At 34.3% G+C, this 16,370-nt stretch carries 8 protein-coding genes; 1 reads left to right on the plus strand and 7 read right to left on the minus strand.

Translation table 11 applies throughout. From position 1 onward, the window contains the following. Window positions 1-15: 15 nt before the first annotated feature. The 3 genes from BLS90_RS07655 to BLS90_RS07665 form a co-directional block, all read right to left on the minus strand. Window positions 16-1,494: a RagB/SusD family nutrient uptake outer membrane protein gene (locus BLS90_RS07655; protein ID WP_091257075.1), complete on the minus strand. Its 1,479-nt coding sequence runs from the start codon at window positions 1,492-1,494 to the stop codon at window positions 16-18. A gap of 11 nt (window positions 1,495-1,505) precedes the next feature. Beyond that, window positions 1,506-4,565: a SusC/RagA family TonB-linked outer membrane protein gene (locus BLS90_RS07660; RefSeq protein WP_091257076.1), complete on the minus strand. Its 3,060-nt coding sequence runs from the start codon at window positions 4,563-4,565 to the stop codon at window positions 1,506-1,508. 236 nt (window positions 4,566-4,801) lie between these two features. Next, a complete protein-coding gene (locus BLS90_RS07665; protein WP_091257077.1) occupies window positions 4,802-7,603 on the minus strand; it encodes a helix-turn-helix and ligand-binding sensor domain-containing protein in 2,802 nt (933 codons plus the stop codon). Window positions 7,604-7,790: 187 nt separating this feature from the next. Between BLS90_RS07665 and uvrA the strand changes: the two genes are divergently transcribed. Continuing rightward, a complete protein-coding gene (uvrA, locus tag BLS90_RS07670) occupies window positions 7,791-10,574 on the plus strand; it encodes an excinuclease ABC subunit UvrA (RefSeq protein ID WP_091257078.1) in 2,784 nt (927 codons plus the stop codon). Between the two features lie 5 nt (window positions 10,575-10,579). On the opposite strand, the gene BLS90_RS07675 is transcribed toward uvrA, so the two are convergent. From BLS90_RS07675 to BLS90_RS07690, 4 genes are all read right to left on the minus strand, one after another. Next, complete coding sequence (locus BLS90_RS07675; protein ID WP_317039395.1) at window positions 10,580-10,894, minus strand: hypothetical protein; 315 nt, start codon at window positions 10,892-10,894, stop codon at window positions 10,580-10,582. Window positions 10,895-11,085: 191 nt separating this feature from the next. Further along, window positions 11,086-12,546 (minus strand): lipopolysaccharide biosynthesis protein, encoded by a 1,461-nt coding sequence (locus BLS90_RS07680; protein ID WP_091257079.1) that lies wholly within the window; start codon window positions 12,544-12,546, stop codon window positions 11,086-11,088. Window positions 12,547-12,587: 41 nt separating this feature from the next. Then, complete coding sequence (locus BLS90_RS07685) at window positions 12,588-13,883, minus strand: glycosyltransferase family 4 protein (RefSeq protein ID WP_091257080.1); 1,296 nt, start codon at window positions 13,881-13,883, stop codon at window positions 12,588-12,590. Window positions 13,884-13,943: 60 nt separating this feature from the next. Further along, on the minus strand, window positions 13,944-16,352 hold the full coding sequence (locus BLS90_RS07690; protein WP_091257081.1) for a YfhO family protein: 2,409 nt from the start codon (window positions 16,350-16,352) through the stop codon (window positions 13,944-13,946). Between the last annotated feature and the right edge of the window lie 18 nt (window positions 16,353-16,370).

The following is a 16,370-nucleotide window of genomic DNA, read 5'->3' on the forward strand; positions in this document are numbered from 1 at the left end:
TAAATAATATTAGTTTTAATATCCAGGATTTTGTGCCCAATTTCCATTAGCAAATTGAATCTCTTCTAATGGAATTGGAAATAATTCATTCTTATTGGCTTTAAATCCAGTAATTTCCTGAGCTGCTTTTCCTGTGCGCACTAAATCGAAGAAACGGTGGCCTTCACCAACTAATTCTACTCTTCTTTCTGCTAAAATAAAATCAGTTAAAGCAGCACCAGAAACTGAAATATCATGATTCAAATCTCCAAAAGCACGTCTACGGACTTGATTTAAGTAGCCTCTTGCTTTTGCATCATCAATTCCACCGCGATTGTAGGCTTCCGCAGCCATCAAGAGAACATCTGCGTATCGAATCGCTCTGTAATTATTTGGATTGGTTAGATTTAAATCCCCTTGGGCTTCGGAACGCCTTTTTCTTGGAATGTATTTTCTATTAAAAAAACCAGTATGTTCATATCCCTTTCCAAAAGTAGCGCCTGTTGAAGTAGCCCACGCTTCTATATCTAAAATTGCTACCGCTTTTCTTCTGTCTCCAGCTTCAAATGCGTTTACGACTTTCTGAGTTGGTACATTAAAACTAAAACCAGAGGTAAATAAATCACCTGAATAATTTCTTGGTCCACTAAAACCTACGGCTACATTTCCTTCACTGCATTGGAAACATCCAAAACCAGCACCTTCCACATCAGTATACTGCACTTCAAAAACCGATTCTAAACCATTCTCTCCTGCATTTTCAAAAATAGTATTGTAATCTGAAACCAGTGAATAGGGAGATGCTGTAATCAAACTTTCAAGAGTGGTTGCTGCTTGTGGATATTTATTTTGATATAAATAGGCTTTCCCTAGTAATGCTAAAGCAGCGCCTTTAGTTGCTCTTCCTTTTTGTGCTGCTGTTGCAGATAAGTTTTGAGAAGCAAAAATTAAATCGGCTTCAATTGAAGCATAAACTTCTGAAGTAGAAGAGCGAGGAATTACTTTTTCGTCACCAGGATTGAAGCGCGCATCCCCTTTCATGGGAATTCCACCAAACCATTTTACTAATTCAAAATGATAATACGCTCTTAGAAAACGTGTTTCTGCAAGTACTTGATTTTTGCCTTCAAAATCAGTTTTATCTTTAAATTCCATAATGTAATTCGTTCTCTGAACTCCCGCAAACATCCAATCCCATAAATTTTTAAGATTACTGTTCACAGGAGTATGAATCATTTTGTCAATTTGCTGAAAACCGGGCGTATCGGATTGACTTTCGCCACCAGCCAACGTATTATCTGAAGCAATTTCGCCTAATAAAGCATTAAGATAAGTAGATTGCAACAAATCATAAGAAGCAATTAAAGCATTGTCATAATCGGATTTCGAGTTAAAATAATTTTCCGAATCAATCGAATATTCAACAGGTCTGTCAACAAAATCATCACTACAAGAAATGGTTACAGTGGAGAGTACAATTGTTGTTATGAGGGTAATAAATAGATACTTTTTCATTTTTATTCGAATTAAAAATTAATATTTAAACCTAACAAATAGGTTCTTGGAATTGGATAAAAACCATAGTCAATTCCACCGCCAATTGGAGATCCATTGGATGCGCCCGGATCAAAACCTTTGTATTTTGTAAACGTGTACAAATTGTTTACCCCCGCATACAACCTAACTTTAGTGATTCCCGCTTTTTCAGAAAATTTAGGGTCTAATGAATAGCCTAATTGCATGTTTTGAATTCTTAGATAAGAGGCATCTTCAACAAAATAACTAGAGAAAGTTGAATTTCCAGTTGCTCCAGTAGTGACTCTTGGAGTAGAATTAGTACTTCCTTCCCCTGTCCAGCGATCCAGAACATAATTAAGGCGATTCACGTCTGTAAGATTTCTTTCGTAATTTCTGACCATATCATTCCCTACAGAGGCAAAAGTATAGACTGCAAAATCAAAGTTCTTGTAATTCATTTGCAAATTGAACCCCATTGTCGCTGCCGGAATTGGATCGCCAATGCTTGTTCTATCTTTAGAATCAAGAATTCCATCTCCGTTGACATCTACAAAACGAAGATCACCAGGACTCGCCTCTGCACCTAGGGCTAATTGAGATGGATGCGCAGCAACTTCCGCTTGATTTTGAAAAATCCCATCCGTTTGATATCCGAAAAAATAACCTATCGGCTTGCCCACTTCCATTCTTGAAGGAGGAAGTTGACCTACGCCAAATGCACCACCTTCAATATATCCTATTCCATTATTTACTTCTAACACTTCATTTTTAAGGAAAGTAACATTGTATCCAACACTCATCGAAAAATTATCAGAGAATTTATTTTTGTAATCGATGGAGAACTCCAAACCTGAATTTCGTACCGTTCCCGCATTGATTGTTGGTGAAGCTGCCCCTGGAGCTGCAGTTCCGTTGATTCCAGAAACAGGAATAAAAGGGATTAATAAATCAGCTCTGGTATCAATAAAATAATCTGCAACTATAGACACTTTATTTTGTAGTAGTTTAAAATCTAAACCAACATCAAACTTTCTAGCCTCTTCCCATTTCAAATTTGGATTTGGAGTTTGGCCCGTTGCTAAACCATTCACTAAAACATCATCAAAAACATAAGTTGCCTCTCCGCTCAATTGAGAAATATACCCATTATTTGGAATTTGGTCATTTCCTAAAGTACCATAACTCCCTCTCAACTTCATGAAGTTTATTATTTTGTCTTCTCCAAAAAATCCTTCATCTGAAATTACCCAACCTGCCGTGAACGATGGAAAATAACCCACTTTGTTTCCAGGACCAAATTTAGTCGAAGCATCACGACGAATCATTGCTGAAAAAAGGTATTTTCCTTTATAATCGTATTGCCCTCTTGCAAAATAAGAAAGTCTTCTTTCGTCATAATTGTAAGAACTGTTTGGAACTGTTTCAGAAATACCCCTTGTCAACGCTATATCTGCAAATTCCCATGAATTGTAAGGAACATCAAATCCAGTTGCAAACAATCCGTTTCCAAACTGCTTAAAAATAGTATTTCCTATTGTGGCTGTTATGTTGTGATCCTCAGCAACTTTCTTAGTATACGTTCCGAATAAATCAAAAGAATAATCATTATCATTAATAGCACTTTGAGAAACCGAACTTCTCAAAACATCAAATACTTTATCCGAAGGATTTATCCAATACAAAATTTGTTTGGCAAACGATTTAGATTCACTATTTGAAGTATTAAAACCAATAGAACTCGAAATCGTAAAATCTTTGAAAACTTTATAATCCAATCCAAAATTACCATTTACTTTTTTAAAGTTGTAATCATTATAAGTATTGGCCATTTGGGCTAATGGATTTATAATTTCTATTCCCAACCCCGTATTTGTCGGCACTTTTGTAAAATCTCCATTGGCATCATAAGGTGATAATGTAGAGGGCGTATTTAAAGCATTAAATAAAACAGAACCTAAACCACTTTCATTTAATGATTTTCTATTAAAATAAGTATAGATTACATTTGTTTTTATTTTCATTTTGTCAGTAACATCAGCACCTAATGAAACTCTTGCTGTATTCCTTAAAAAACCAGATTTTGCTCCTCCAATAATCCCTTCTTGATCCAGATGAGAACCACTTACGGCGTAAGTAATTTTATCAGAACCCCCAGAAAAGGAAATGTCATGGTTGATGATAGGGACACTCGTACTAAAAACCTCATTTTGCCAGTTTGTCCCTTTCCCTAAACCAGAAACATTAGGAAAAGGAACCGGGTTGCCTCCATTAGCATAGCTTTCGTTTAATAACAATGCGTATTCGGTAGCATTCAATGTCGGTAATGTTCTTGACGTTTCCTGAAAACCGGTATAGGTATTATAGCTAATTTTTGCTTTTGAATTTTTTTTACCCGACTTTGTGGTAATAAGGATGATTCCATTAGCACCTATAGTACCGTAAATAGCTGCTTGAGCATCTTTTAAAACCGTGATAGATTCTACATCATTTGGATTTAACAATCCCAACTCTCCTACATATCCATCAATTATAGTGGTGGGCCTATTCTCCCCATTGGTGGCAATACCTCTAATACGAATATCCAAAGCGGCTCCAGGAGCACCTGAGGTAGTGGTCACATTCACCCCAGAAACTGTTCCTTGTAAAGCTTGTTCAATTTTTACGGGTTTTAAAGCCTCTAAAGTTTTACTGTCCACAACAGAAACTGCACCTGTTACTTCTCTTCTCTTCTGAGTTCCGTATCCAATCACCACTACTTCATCTAATACTTTCGAATCTTCTTCCAACGAAATAGAAAGCGCACTATTGCTGGCTACTACTTTAAATTCCCTATTTTTAAATCCTATATAAGTAAAGACAAGTGTAGCGTCAGTAGCAACTCCTTTTATAGAAAAACGACCATCCATATCTGTCGATGTCCCCATTGTTGAATTTTTAACTTGAACATTTACTCCCGGTATAGGTAAACCAGAACCTGCTTCTTTAACAACTCCTCCAATATCATATCCTTGGGCAAAACCAAAAGAGGATAGAAATAGAAAAAGGATTAGTAGATAGTTTGACTTCATAATTTATGTTTTTTGTGAATGATAAAATTAATCGGAACCATTAATAATAAATCAAAAAGAACCTCAACAAAAAACATACAATGCAAAAATTTTGGTATTTAATTTACAATACTGAAAAAAGTATTGAATATTAAGAAGAAATTATGATAGTTGCTTTTCATATAAAATAAAAAAACCACAACAATAACGGTATTGTTGTGGCAATGTATAGTTGTATTTTTGAGAATTGAAGAAAACTATACAGATAAAATGTACTCAACAAGACCCTGTTCATGCGATAATTCCATTTTTTTACGCAAACGATATCTTTTTATTTCAACACTTCGAACCGAAATGTTTAACAAAGGAGCCACTTCTTTAGATGAAAGATTTAGTCTTAAGTAGGCACACAATCGCAAATCGTTTGGAGTTAAGGATGGATGAGCTAGCTTCACTTTTTTCAAAAAATCTTTATCCGCATTATCAAAAGCTTCCTTAAAAACACTCCAGCTATCCCCTTCTGAAATATTCTTATTTATGGTAGAAATAACCGATTTGATACTTCGATTTCCATCCTCCGTCGTTTTCTTTAAATCGTCTTTGATAAAAGCTAGCAATTCATTTTTACTATTTAAACTCATCGTAGAAACGGCCAACTCTCTATTTTTAGTATCTACATCTAAGGAAAGCTGCTCATTTCTAACTCGCATTACTTCTTGCTCGTTTTCAAGCTCCTTAATTTCTAATAAAAGATTGTTCTCTTCGATCAGTTTTTCTTTTTGTTTTTGATAGTAGTTTTTATAAGTTTTGTGAATAAGTCGAGCCATTATTAAAAAGAAAATAAAATAGACAAAGAGTGCAAGATTGGTCAAATACCATGGCTTTTCAACTCGAAACGAATAAACAACAGCATCATTCAAAGCACCATTAGCAAATTTAGCTCGCACTTTGAACGTGTAGTCACCTGAAGGCAAATTTTTAAAATTTACCGACGTTTTTGCATTCCAAGCACTCCAATCTTCTTGAAACCCTTCTAATAAATACTGAAATTCAGCATTTATATATTTATTATATTCTGGAACGGTGTAATTAATAGTGATGTTATTTTCATCGTAGTGAAAACGACCTTCATTTAAAATAGTTTGATTTTTAAAAATTTCATTTTGCCTATTTGTCAAAACATCAGTGATTAAAACTGTATAGTTTTTAAAACTCAAATCGTTAAGATTTAGAATATAATACCCATCAGTAGTGCCAATCAAATAGTTAGAATTTGAAATTTGAGTAATATTTTCATATCCTAACATAGAATTAGTCAATGAAGCGGGAATTGGAATTATATTTTGTTTTAGTTGGTTACTTAACTTACTCAATGAAAAATAATGAATGTAATTTTTCGAGAAAAGCCATATTTTGTTAGAATTATCAACAATTAATTTTCCCGATGTGTACTCCTCTTTTTCAAAAATAGAGCTCAATAACTTGTCTTTATTGAATTGTTTTGTCTTGTCATTCAATTTGAAGATCCCATCCTTATTTGCATAATAAATGACATTATTGAACTTAGTAAGGCTTGCATTCTTCCCTTTCGTAGGTGTTTTATAAGTTGTAAATCGATTCGTTTTCAGTAGTTTAGGATCCAACTGCAACCTAAAAACTCCTTTGTATTCATGACTAACAAAAACTTCCAAAGTCTTTGTGATTTCAAAATATTTAGAGGAATAATCAAATCCAGCTACTTTATTTCTAAAACTCCACTGATTATTGATTTTAGTAAGGACTGACATTCCGTAATAATTTCCTTGAAGTAAAAGCCCTTTGTGATTGGGGATGCTTTCAAATTTCCACGTTCCTGATGCAGAAAATATATTCTTCGCAATCGCATTATCGATGATAAAGGTTCCAGAATCATGACCACAAAAAAGTGTACCTTCGTATTCAAACAAGGACCAAACCTGCCCTTTGGTACCATTTACAAACTTGAATTCATCATTAGTCTGATAGTTTTTATAAAATAAACCTTGATTAGTTCCTACATACAGTTTGCCATTGTACAATTTGGACGTATATACGGTTCCTAAAATTCCGGTATCATCTACAAAACTTTGTATTGGAGATTGCAGATTAATACAATTGATTCCGTTGTCTAAACCTGCCCAAAGATTTTTATCGGCATCTTCATATAAAGAAAGTACCGTATTATTACTCAAACCTTTATTTTGAGTGATGTGGTATTTGATTTTTCCATCATTTTTTACGATAAAAACCCCATTTGAAACCGTTCCCAAAGCATAGCTTCCATCTGACAGTAACTCACTACTGTACACGCTGCTTTCCTCCAACTCTGAGTCAACTTCTGTAGCAAATTTAGTCAAAACAGTGCCTATAAGTTTGTAAAATCCATTGCGCTGGGTTTGGATTAAAAGGCCCTCATCGATAGCGAAAATATTTACGATTTTATTCGTTTGTAAAATTGGATTGTCAGAAACCAATCGTCCTTTTCCACTTTCAATTTCAAAAAGTCCTTCATTGATCGTTTGAAAAAAGAGCGCATTTTTTGTTCGAAACGATTTGGTTATGTTATTTTTAGGTGCAATGATTTCAAAGCCTCCTGTTTTAGAATCATAAATATAAATGCGATTCAAGGATTGAAAAATCACCCATTGATCATAATTTAAGATATTCCAAAATTGTTCATCATCAAGAATTTTACTTTTTATTGTTTTGCTCAGTGAAACGTATTTGAGCCTCCCATTTGCCTGCCTCGTCCAGAAACCAAATTCCATATAACAACCTGTAAAAACCTTGTTTCCAATCACTTTTACCGAACGAATAATAGTTTCGTTTGGCGATGGATATAACTCCCATGCAGCACCATTAAACTCTAACAGTCCCTCATTATTAGCAAAGAAAATATAATGGTTTTGATCTTGAGAAATCATCCAATTTTGGTTTCCTGCTCCATAGACAGAAGAGGCATATTTGACAATTGGTGGCAATTCTTGAGAAAAAACAGTAAACGATATTAAAAAAAGAAAAATGTATAGTTTTGTTTTCAATGGTGTAGCGATATTAATTATTCCAAAAATAATATTAAAAATAGTATTTATTTATTGGATAGAAAACATAAAAACTATACAACAAGGAAAAAGTTTATTTCTACCGCTCTTTTAATCAATATTTGTGAGTTGTTCAATTCTTTTAGTCCGTTCAAAATTGATTACTTTTGTAAAAATTATCATTTTTATGCAAGTTGACCTTTCAAAATTAGATCCAAAGAAAAATATCATCATAAAAGGTGCACAAGTACATAACTTAAAGAATGTAGATGTCGCCATTCCCCGAAATAAATTAGTGGTTATTACCGGACTTTCAGGTTCTGGAAAATCAAGTTTGGCATTTGACACACTGTATGCCGAAGGACAGAGACGCTATGTAGAAAGTTTGTCTTCTTACGCCCGACAATTTCTTGGAAGATTAGATAAACCAAAAGTAGAATACATTAAAGGAATCGCCCCCGCAATTGCTATCGAGCAAAAGGTAAACACGACAAATGCAAGATCTACTGTAGGAACTTCAACAGAAATCTATGATTATATAAAATTGCTTTTTGCCAGAATTGGAAGAACATATTCACCTATTTCCGGTCGTGAAGTCAAAAAAAACACAGTTACTGACGTGGTTACTGATGTAAAAACATTTGAATTAGACAGCAAATGGTTACTTCTTGCACCCATTCACCTTGAAGAAGGACGAAAACTGGAAGACAAATTAAAAGTCCTTTTACAACAAGGTTTTGCCCGAATATTAGTGAATAATGAAATGGTACGTTTAGACGATTTACCGGATTCATTAGGCAAAAAAGAAATCTTTCTGATCATTGACCGAATTGTAGTCAAAGAGGAAGAAGAATTCTACAATCGATTAGCCGATGCAGTGCAAACCGCTTTTTTTGAAGGAAAAGGAATTTGTTACCTTCAAGAGCTAGGCTCCGATAAAAAGTTTTCTTATTCTAATAATTTTGAATTAGACGGCATTACTTTCTTGGAACCAAATGTTCATTTGTTCAGTTTTAACAATCCCTATGGTGCGTGTCCCGTTTGCGAAGGGTACGGAAATATTATAGGAATTGATGCCGAATTAGTAGTTCCCAATACTACTTTATCTATTTATGAAAACGCTATTTTCCCTTGGCGTGGTGAAAGTATGAGTTGGTTTAGAGACGAATTGGTAAATAATGCTTACAAGTTTGATTTTCCCATTCATAAACCGTTCTTTCAATTATCTGAAGACCAAAAAGAATTGATTTGGAACGGAAATGAATATTTTCAAGGTCTGAATACTTTTTTCAAAGAATTAGAAGAAAAGAATTATAAAATACAAAATCGGGTAATGCTTTCTCGCTATCGCGGGAAAACCAAATGTTATTCCTGTAAAGGTAAACGCTTGCGAATCGAGGCCTCTTATGTGAAAATTAATTCTAAGACGGTATCTGATTTAGTTGATTTACCTATTAAACATTTAGTTCGTTTCTTTGATAGCATTGAGTTAGATGTTTATGAAAAGCAAATCGCCAAACGTCTATTACTTGAAATCAACAATCGACTTGCTTTTTTAACTGAAGTTGGTTTGGATTATCTTACGTTAAACAGAAATTCATCAACCCTTTCTGGTGGAGAATCGCAACGCATCAACTTAGCGACTTCGTTAGGGAGCAGCTTAGTGGGATCGATGTATATTTTGGATGAACCAAGTATTGGTTTACACCCAAAAGACACAGAGCGTTTAATAAAAGTATTGCTTTCACTTAGAGATTTAGGGAACACCGTTATTGTTGTGGAACATGATGAGGATATCATGAAGGCAGCGGATATGATCATCGATATTGGTCCTGAAGCGGGTACATTAGGCGGTCATTTAGTAGCACAGGGAACATTTGATGAAATCCTTAAATCGACATCGCTTACCGCGAAATATTTGAACGGAGATTTAGAGATTTCAGTTCCTAAAAAACGAAGATCATTTAAGAATTATATCGAAATAAAAGGCGCCAGAGAAAATAATCTTCAAAATATAGATGTCACCTTTCCATTGGATGTTTTGACTGTGATCACAGGAGTTTCAGGAAGCGGAAAAAGCACGCTTGTCAAGAAAATATTATTCCCAGCGATGCAGAAAAAACTGGAAAATGTGGGTGAAAAAGCGGGACAATTCAGTGAAATATCTGGATCATTTTCACAAATAAAACACATTGAATATGTCGATCAGAATCCGATAGGCCGAAGTTCTCGTTCTAATCCTGTGACGTATATTAAAGCGTATGATGACATTCGGGAATTGTACGCCAAAGAAAATTTATCAAAAATAAGAGGATATCAGGCCAAACATTTCTCTTTTAATGTAGATGGTGGAAGATGTGAAACCTGCAAAGGAGAAGGTTCCATTAATGTGGAAATGGTCTTCATGGCCGATGTGCAATTGCCTTGCGAAACCTGCAATGGAAAAAGATTTAAGAAAGAAGTTCTAGAAGTAGCCGTTGAAGGCAAAAACATCCATGATATTCTCACTATGACTGTGGACGATGCTATTGCTTTCTTTACAGCAAATAAACAAGCTAAAATCATCCAAAAATTGCAACCGCTACAAGATGTTGGATTAGGATATGTACAATTAGGACAATCGTCTTCTACACTTTCAGGTGGCGAGGCACAAAGGATCAAATTAGCCTCCTTCTTAGTAAAAGGAGCTACAAAGGACAAAGCACTTTTCGTTTTTGACGAACCTACAACAGGATTGCATTTTCACGATATCAAAAAACTATTAACTTCCTTTGATGCCTTAATCGAAAAAGGACATTCGATAATTGTGATAGAACACAATCTGGATCTGATAAAATGTGCGGATTGGATTATTGATTTAGGACCTGAGGGTGGAGAAAATGGTGGAAAACTATTAGCAGTGGGAACTCCAGAGCAAGTGGCAAAAATAAAAGCTTCAGTTACTGGACACTATTTGATAGATAAATTATGAGAGCATTACCCCATATAACATTTTTCTTCAAATGGATTGCCGTCTTCATCAATTGCTATTAGGATTTTTTTAGCCTTTGATGAAACTTGTGTGATGTAAATCCAAGCAATTGACCAAAGGCCAAGAGTCGCACAAAAAATAACAAAATTAAAAAAATGGTCTACTTTTTTTTTCTTTTTAAATAAAACGGCATACGGCAACTTGTCATTTCGTTCCAATACTACAAATCCGTTGCTAGTTTTATTGGCAAGAATAGACGAAAATTTCATTAAATTCTCGTCCAAGATAATATCGTTTGTTTTCATGTTACTTATGATCATTAATTCCCATTTTTGATTTGTTATTTCTAAAAACAACAAAGACAAAAATAAAAGCAAATTTAGAATCATACAATACCCACTTTTAGTGATATTTCAATTATTATCATACCATAGAAACTAAAATTAAATCCTAAATATCCGATAATAAAGTGTTTGTTTTACTCCATATTAATTCCACAACTACAAATCTGCTATCGTAGTTTCTTTAAAACCAAATCAATAGCTTCATTGATTTCAACGGAAATGACAAATTTGTAATTAATATAAATGTAAGTAACGGTAACTAAAAGTGATTTTAAACCTATAGATACTATTGGATTAAAGGGAAATTCCCAAAAATAGAACAAAAGAAATAGTATAAATGTGATTCCGAGCGAATATAGGGTTTGCTTTGTAAAGGGATACAAGTGCAATCTCTTGACCACAAAAAGTAATTTAGCTATACTGTACAACGTAATTGACACCAAAGTAGCAAAAGCTGATCCCATAATACCGTAGAGAGGAATAAATAGTGCATTCAAACCAATAGCTACAACTACTAGAAAAACGCCTAGAAATAAAACAGCACGGTAATACTTTGTATTAAAAATGATTGCATTGTTGTTTCCTAAAATCAAATCAAAATATTTTGATAATCCAATCATAAAAACAACTAATATTCCACCGCTGTATTCTTTTGGTACAATTTCATAGAGCTGATTAATATTTACAAAAATTCCTAGCATTACAAAACCACCTACCACTTGTAAATTGATTGATGTCTTTTTGTATAACACATTCAATTCGCTAAATTTATCGTCGTGCATCAGTTTAGCGGTAATAGGATATACAATTTGATGCATCGCGCGACTTGGAACTGATATTACTAAAGCAATAAAAGTTGCTATCGAATAATAGGCAATGTTTTCAATAACCATATATTGATTGAGCATAATTTTGTCACCATCCAAAAGCAAATTAGCCACACTTCCTGATAAAATAATGTAGAAAGTATATTCTAATAAACCTTTCGCGTTTTTTGGGACAGCTATCTGAAAACTAGGTTTTTTAATATAAAATGCATAAGCCATGGTGATCAACAGCGCCAAAAAATAAATTCCAGCGGTTATGTAGACAAAATCTACCACAGTAATCCAATTATCGTACACCCCAATCAACGCAACTAAGGAAAATAATCTCAAACCTACTTCTTTGATAAAATTACCAAAAACCGAGTGCATGTGAACTCTGGCCCAAGCGTAAAAAATTTCGAAATAGGCCATACAGAGTCCAATAAAAGGAATAAGCCAAATAAAATCCTTAACGACTGGATTTTTCTTGGATACAAAAATTAAAATATCATCAAAAAAAATAAATCCTATAAAAATTAATGGGATGGATAGCAGTAACGGAAACAAAACAGTAAAAGACAAAAACTGAGATCGTTCTTCGTCTGTGTTGTACTGAGAATAGAATTTAACTAATGTATTTTGCATTCCTATTGCAAACAAAGGCATGATTACATTAGCAACAGAAAGTATATAATTCGTTAAAGCATAATACGTAGCACCTAAAAAAATAGGATATAAATAAAGTGTATTTATTGCTCCTATTCCAAAACCCAAGTAGGTAATTATTGTATTCTTTAAAGATTGATTTAGTACTATTCCCATTATTATCATTTTGTGAAGTTATAATCAACCTCACTTCTAATTTACATTTTGTTTAGCAACGAAACCAATTGTTTGGTTAAGTTCTTTCGTGAATAGTGCTGTAATCCCACTCCATTTGATTGTAACTTCCCCTCTAAAAATTGATTATAAAATTCCAAAATTACACTTTTTAATTTCATTTTTTCGGAATACTTGAGGAAGACGCCGGTGTTCGTGTTGCTGATAATTTCGGCAAAATCAGAATCCTTTGGGCCAATGGCAATTATAGGTCTGTTCGAAACCATATATTCGAACAATTTACCAGGAATAATACTCTTTGTGTCTTCAGAATCAATTTCAATAAGCAATAAAACCTGCGACTTTCGCTGATGTGCAATCGCTTCTGCATGTGAAACATAACCCATGTTATTCAAATACGGATTTAATCGGAATTGAGAAATAGTCTCTAAAACCTCCTGACTGACTGCTCCAATAAGTTTTATTTCTAAATGCAATTTGAAATCTGGAATCTTTTGTGTCAGCTCAAACAAACTTTCCCATAAAATCAGAGGATTTCTCTCAGACAGAAAGGAACCAATATGTGCTAAACTAAATTTAGCATCTAAAGTTTGATTTTCGACTTGCTCTGTATCATAACCATTCGTTATTACCGCAATTGGCTTACAGGTAATCGCCTCAAATTCAGTTTTGGTAGTTTTACTCGTTACGATAATGGTATCCGCTGTATTCAAAACCTGATGTTCCAATGCTTTGTGTTTTTTAGCAGCAAAACTAGACAATCGTAAGGATTTATGATAGCCAATTGTGGTCCACGGATCACGGAAATCAGCAAACCATTTCAGATTTAATTTTTGTTTTAATTCTAATCCAATAAGATGCAAACTGTGCGGCGGTCCAGATGTAATAATGGTGTCAATATTATTTTCGATAATGTATTGTTCCAAAAAAGCAACCGAGGGTTTAACCCAAAAAACACGCGCATCTGGAATAAAAAGATTTCCTCGAATCCAAAGAAACGTTATATCTAAAAAAGATTGCTTTTTCTGATTTGGAATAATTCCAGAATTCATCTTTTTAGTTTTATTCTTCGAAAGAAAAGATGCTAGTTGATATGGTTCAAAAATTTTCTGTTTCAGAATAATCGCTTTTTCTGAAACTTCTTGAACTAAATTTTCATCAATAATAGGATATGTTGGATTTTCTGGAATATAAACAATTGGCTGAACGCCAAAGTCTGGCAAGTATTTAACAAACTTAAGCCAACGCTGCACGCCTGGACCGCCAGCTGGTGGCCAATAATAGGTGATTATTAAAATTTTCTTGGGTTCTGGTTTCAATTTAATTGTTTTATGTTAGAGACGAACTGTAGAGACGCACTGCAGTGCGTCTCTACCGAATTACACGGATTTCTTTCTTTCGAAGTAAATCACGCCAACTAAAAGCAACAGCATTCCTATGGAGCTAATCAACGTTATGGTGCTTCCAGTTTTTACGACTTGTGGTTCAAACTTAAATTCAATCTTGTGTTTTCCTGCAGGAATTTGTAATCCTCTTAAAACATAATTCACTCTTACATGATCCACGATTTTTCCGTTAATGTAAGCATTCCAACCTTTTCCATAATACATTTCGGAGAAAACGGACAAACCTTCATTTGCGTTATTCGAAGTATATTCTAAATGATTGGGTTTATAGGAATCTAACATAATCGTTGCGAGCGTATCTTTGGCGAAAGCCACTTTTTTAAGTTGAAAATCTTTACTGTTTACAATCGCCACATTTTTAGAATCCAAATTTTCTAATGCCTTCATTTCTTGGTCGGCAGAATTCACTACTTTGACTTGGCTAACAAACCAAGCATTTCCGTTAGCATCTGGATTTGATGTTGGGAATTCTTTTCCTGTTTTATCGGTTTGAATCACATATTTTACATCAAGCATATTCAATATTTCCATATTGTTATTGGCAATTTGATAATCAAATAACTGCTGCATTCTTCTGGGTTTCACGGCACTATATCCACCAATAGATTTATGAAAATAAGAAGCTCTGGCGCTGGACAAATTCCCCGAAACCTCAAAAACGCGGTAATGGGACGTGTCTTTTAGAATCTCAACATCCGAGGGAGATTCCTGAAAAGGAACTTCAACTTGACTTCCGCTAACAAAATCCTTTCCTGAAACGTAATTTTTATCAACAAAAAACAAATCAGAAACCATCACGATTCCTATAATAATGATTGCTGTTTTTTGGGCAAGTCGATCTTTAATGGCAAGCCACAAAACACCTGCAGTGATTAAAATAAAAAAACTAGAACGCAATAAATCGGCACTATACAAACTCATTCGGTCCTGCTTTAATGCCTCTACAAATGGAGGACCATAGCTTTCTAGAAAATAGGCGTCGTTACCTCCTGAAAAACTAAACAGACTTTTACTTAAAAATAAAATTACAATAATTCCCAAACCTAAAATTACTGTTTCGTACAAAGTCTTCCATTGTATTTTTTTATCTAATGTAAAGAAGGACTGCAACCCCATAATCGCCAAAACAGGAAAACACAATTCAAGAATAACTTGGATTGATGAAACTGCTCTAAATTTATTATACATTGGGACAAAATCGATAAAAAAGTCGGTCAGTACTGGAAAATTCTTACCCCATGAAAGTAGTAATGCTACAACAGCTCCAGAGAGAAAAACATATTTAATTTTACGTTTATCAATGAATAGAGCTAAAACTCCTAAAAAGAAAACGACCACACCTATGTAAGCTGGAGCAGCAACAATAGGTTGATCTCCCCAATAGGTAGGCATTCCAGAAACAAAATCAGTTGCCTGATCTTCCGGCACTCCTTGACCGATCATGAATTCAAACATGTGACTGTCTTTCCCAACTGCCTCATTGTTTGAACCACCAAAAAGTCGGGGAGCAATCAAATTGAAACTTTCAGTAATTCCATAGCTATATTCGGTAATGTAATCGTGACTTAATGCACTACTACTTGTATTTTTAGAACCATCTGGATTGTAAGTCAATTCACTTTTTCCACGAGTACTGAAATCTGCATATTCGGCTGTAGCCAATAAATTAGTAGCATTTGCCCCAAGGGCTAAAATTCCAGCTATCGCGAGTATTCCAAGAGAGTACCACAACGCTTTATATTCCTTCACTTTCACTAACTGATAGATAAAATATCCCGAAAGAATCAACAAGAAAATTAGCAGATAATAGGTCATCTGGAAATGATTCGCATTGATTTCTAATGCAGTAGCAAACATAGTAAGCAATCCTCCTAAAATATATCTTTTTTGAAAAACTAGAATGAATCCTGCAATAACTAGCGGCATATAAGCGATCGCATGAGCTTTGGCATTATGACCAACGCCAAGAATAATAATTAAATAGGTCGATAGTCCAAAGGCTAATGCACCAAAAAAAGCTTTCAAAGGATCAATTTTTAAGACTAGCATGAGGCCGTAAAATCCAAGAAAATATAAAAATAAATAGTCCGCAGGACGTGGCAAAAAACGCAGTGCATCATCAATAGCGCCAATATAATCATGCGGATATTTTGCGCCTAACTGATAGGTTGGCATGCCGCCGAAGGCTGAATTAGTCCAATACGGTTCTATATTATTTGTAGCTCTAAAGTCATTTTGCTCTTTAGCCATTCCCGTATATTGAACAATATCCGATTGAAATATTTGTTTGCCCTGCAAAACAGGATAAAAGTAAAGAACAGAAATGATAATAAAACCAAGGATGGCAAGGGCGTGCGGATAGAACTTATTTATTATTTTCAATTTAAAAAAGTTAGGATT

The sequence above is a fragment of the Flavobacterium omnivorum genome (assembly GCF_900099915.1).
Classification (GTDB): Bacteria; Bacteroidota; Bacteroidia; order Flavobacteriales; family Flavobacteriaceae; genus Flavobacterium; species Flavobacterium omnivorum.

Excerpts from the sequence above, each read along its gene's own strand:
- uvrA (WP_091257078.1), top strand. The coding sequence starts at position 7,791 with ATGCAAGTTGACCTTTCAAAATTAGATCCAAAGAAAAATATCATCATA.
- BLS90_RS07680 (WP_091257079.1), bottom strand. The coding sequence starts at position 12,546 with ATGGGAATAGTACTAAATCAATCTTTAAAGAATACAATAATTACCTAC.
- BLS90_RS07655 (WP_091257075.1), bottom strand. The coding sequence starts at position 1,494 with ATGAAAAAGTATCTATTTATTACCCTCATAACAACAATTGTACTCTCC.
- BLS90_RS07660 (WP_091257076.1), bottom strand. The coding sequence starts at position 4,565 with ATGAAGTCAAACTATCTACTAATCCTTTTTCTATTTCTATCCTCTTTT.
- BLS90_RS07675 (WP_317039395.1), bottom strand. The coding sequence starts at position 10,894 with ATGATCATAAGTAACATGAAAACAAACGATATTATCTTGGACGAGAAT.